The organism is Herminiimonas sp. (genome assembly GCF_030645555.1).
In the GTDB taxonomy this organism is placed as follows: domain Bacteria; phylum Pseudomonadota; class Gammaproteobacteria; order Burkholderiales; family Burkholderiaceae_D; genus Oxalicibacterium.
This window is the reverse complement of sequence record NZ_JAUSME010000175.1, coordinates 1-3,313: the sequence shown is the minus strand read 5'-3', so window position 1 is coordinate 3,313 and position 3,313 is coordinate 1. Positions and strand designations below refer to the sequence as shown.

Sequence of the window (3,313 nt, the reverse complement as noted above, 5' to 3'; positions counted from 1 at the left end):
TCAACTGCTCGGCGATTCCCTCTGAACTTTTAGAAAGCGAACTCTTCGGCTACAAAAAGGGTTCGTTCACCGGCGCCTCCGACGACCGCAAGGGCCTGTTTGAAGAAGCCGAGGGTGGAACGGTATTTTTAGATGAAATCGGCGACATGCCTTTCGATCTGCAAACGCGTTTGTTGCGGGTGTTGTCCGATGGCCATTTTTATCGGGTAGGCGGACATCAACCCCTGAAGGCAAATGTGCGCGTGATCGCCGCCACCCATCAAAACCTTGAGCATCGTGTGCGCGAAGGCTTGTTCCGCGAAGATTTGTATCATCGTCTGAACGTGATCCGCCTGCGCCTGCCCAGCTTGCGTGAACGGCGCGAAGACATCCCTATCCTGACGCGCCACTTCCTGGCGCAGAGTGCAAAGCAACTCGGCGTCGAGGTCAAGCGCATGTCGGAAGGCGCGATGCAGTTTCTGACCAGTCTGGACTTGCCCGGTAACGTGCGTCAGCTGGAAAATCTCTGCAACTGGATCACCGTGATGGCGCCAGGCCAGACGGTGGAAGCCAAGGATTTGCCGCATGAATTGACAGAAGGGCAGGCGTTTGCCTCGTTTGCACCTGCTGCTCCTGCCGCGTATGTGCCATCCACCGGCGCTGCCTATGCAGCGGAGGGCGACGTCATTGCCGCCAATGGCACTCCGCAGCAGGCGGTCGCAGTTGCCAATGGCACGTCGGCAGAACACGCCAACTGGATTTCATTGCTGGAAACGGAAGCCGCTACCTTGCTGGCTGCCGGGCAGCCGGAAGTAATGGATGCCCTGGGGCGTCAGTTTGAGTCGACGCTGATCAAGATGGCATTGAAATACACGCATGGGCGCAAGAATGATGCAGCGGTGCGTTTGGGGATAGGCCGCAATACGATTACGCGCAAAATTCATGAGCTGGGAATTGATGGCGCGAAAGACGATTGACGGATAGTGATGCGGCCATCTGCCTGTAGCAGGCAAAAAAATACCCTGAATCTTCAGGGTATTTTTTATCATGGAGCCGAAAATTACGGCCTTGTGCCTGGACGAACAGTCTTCGAATCCCTGGCTGCAGGCCGTATATTACGCCGCCAGTTTGGGCGTCGGGCGACAGCCTTCCAGCAGGAAGGACAGGCCGACTACCAGCACCAGCTCACCCTCGGCCGAGCGCGCAGTGCCGGCAATGCCGGCCACGGTGATCGCCGTCATCGGTTTGATAACCAGATCGGCCGTGCCTTCGACTGCACCTACTGCCAGTATGTAAGGTTGCGGTGCGGCGACGACGATGCCGACGCGTTCCACGCCCAGTTCATAGCCCAGCGAGCCCGCCAGTGAACGCACCGGCAAGGGGCGTCCCTGATCGCGCAATACTGGTGCACCGCCTACATGTTCGAATTCTTCCGGCAGTTCCACTACGCGTTGCACGACCGCCATAGGCAGTGCCAGTGCGGCCTCCGAACTGCGCACCAGCATGGTCGGGACGATAGACAGTTCGATCGGCAGACGGATCGAAAAACGGGTGCCGGAGCCGAGTTTGGAATCGATCGTGATCGCGCCGCGATGTTTTTCCACTGCCGTTTTGACGACGTCCATGCCGACGCCGCGGCCGGAGACGCTGTTGGCAACTTCCTTGGTGGAAAAGCCCGGCAGGAAAACCAGTTGCAGCATTTCTTCCTGCGTTTGTGCAGCCGTATCAGTGATCAAACCCTTGGAAATGGCTTTGGCGCGCAGCTGTTCGCCATCCATGCCTTTGCCATCGTCGGAGATTTCAATCATGACGCTGCTGGCTTCCTGCCATGCCTTGAGCAAAATGACTGATTTGGTCGATTTGCCGTTTGCAGTACGCGTGGCATTGTCTTCTATGCCGTGATCCAGCGAGTTGCGCAACATGTGCACCAGCGGATCGTACAGGCTGTCGACGACGACGCGATCAACTTCGGTTTCTGCGCCTTCAATCTGCAGGTCGACATCCTTGCCGAGTTCCTTGGCCAACTCACGCACCAGGCGCGGGAATTTCTGGAACAGTTTGCCGACTGGCTGCATGCGCGTCGACAGTGTCGCGCGCTGCAGTTCGGTAGAGTAGCGCGAGGCGCGGTTCAGGGTTTCTGCCAGCGCCGCCATCAATGTTGCTGCTTGTCCCTCAACCGGGAATTGCGCCAGTTTTTCCAGCAGGACGCTGGCTTGATTGGCTGCTTGTACCGATTCGCCGGCAACTTCCAGCAAGGCATCGAGCTTGATTGCATCGACGCGTATGCTTTCTTCCTTGATCGCGACAGGCGCCGCTTTTACATCGCCACGCCGGTCTATGCCGTCCCAGCCGCCTTTGGCCGGAGCATCCTTGGCGGGTGCTGCCGCCGTCGGTGCAGATACAGCCGCCGTCGGGCTTGCGACAGTTGTGCTTGGTATAGCCGTGCCAGCCGGTACGACCGCCTGGTACAGTGCATTCCAGTCCAGGCCATCTGCGCCTGTAGCTGCAGCAGCAACGGTGGCAACCGGTGCCGCTGCTGCAGTCGCAGCAGGTGCGGGCGCGGCGGCATTTCCTTCAATCGCACTGGTCAGTATGTCTTCCAGTGAAGCAGGCATCGCCGACAGGCTGTCCGGCCTGGCACCATTGGCCAGTTCATTCAATTGATCGGCCACAAAGCCGCTGGCTTGCAACGCAGCTTCAATCGCGATGGGCGTTACCGGCACCTGGCCAGTGCGCAGTGCATCGAACAGGTTTTCAGTCAGATGGCAGGCCGACACCATCGATGGCAGGTTCATGAAACCTGCGCCGCCTTTGATCGTGTGGAATGACCGGAACACTGCATTGAGAGTGTTCAAATCGCCCGGATTCCGCTCGAGTGTGAGCAGATGTTCTTCTACATTCGTCGCCAGATCCAGCGCTTCGATGACGAAATCCTTGAGCATGTCTTCCATCAGAACCCCAGATCGGCAAGCAGGCCATCGACGTCATCCTGCGCCATTGCGATCGCAGGTGCGGAGGGGCCATTCATCAATTCAACCGGTACATCATGTTTCGGCTCCGAGTGCGCAGCCTTGATTTCAGGCGGAGCATTGTCGCGCAGCAGCTGCGCCAGTTCGCATTCAACCTTGTGCGTGATGGCGACAATTTTCTTGATCAACTGGCCGGTAATATCCTGGAAGTCCTGCGCCATCATGATTTCCAGCAAGCGGGCTTTTTCTGCCTCGCTTACTTCGGCTACCTTGCCCGAGACCTGGCGCGAGTCGCTGGCCAGCACCTTGAATTCATCGACGCTGAGCTTGCCATCGAACAGTTGGGCCCAGCGTGCATCGATAGC

Annotated in this window: 3 protein-coding genes; 1 reads left to right on the top strand and 2 read right to left on the bottom strand. The window is 58.1% G+C overall.

The window, feature by feature from the left end:
- A partial coding sequence (locus tag Q7T06_RS06895) for a sigma 54-interacting transcriptional regulator (RefSeq protein WP_304782429.1) occupies nt 1-956 on the top strand: 956 nt, incomplete at its 5' end.
- A gap of 138 nt (nt 957-1,094) precedes the next feature.
- Here the strand turns inward: Q7T06_RS06895 and Q7T06_RS06890 are convergent.
- A complete protein-coding gene (locus Q7T06_RS06890; RefSeq protein ID WP_304782426.1) occupies nt 1,095-2,930 on the bottom strand; it encodes a chemotaxis protein CheA in 1,836 nt (611 codons plus the stop codon).
- Nucleotides 2,930-3,313, bottom strand: a 384-nt coding sequence (locus Q7T06_RS06885; protein WP_304782423.1) for a protein phosphatase CheZ, incomplete at its 5' end; no start/stop codon positions are given. The genes Q7T06_RS06885 and Q7T06_RS06890, both read right to left, overlap by 1 nt.

Bases quoted from the DNA above. Each gene is read 5' to 3' on its own strand.
- Q7T06_RS06890 (WP_304782426.1), bottom strand. From the start codon at position 2,930: ATGGAAGACATGCTCAAGGATTTCGTCATCGAAGCGCTGGATCTGGCG.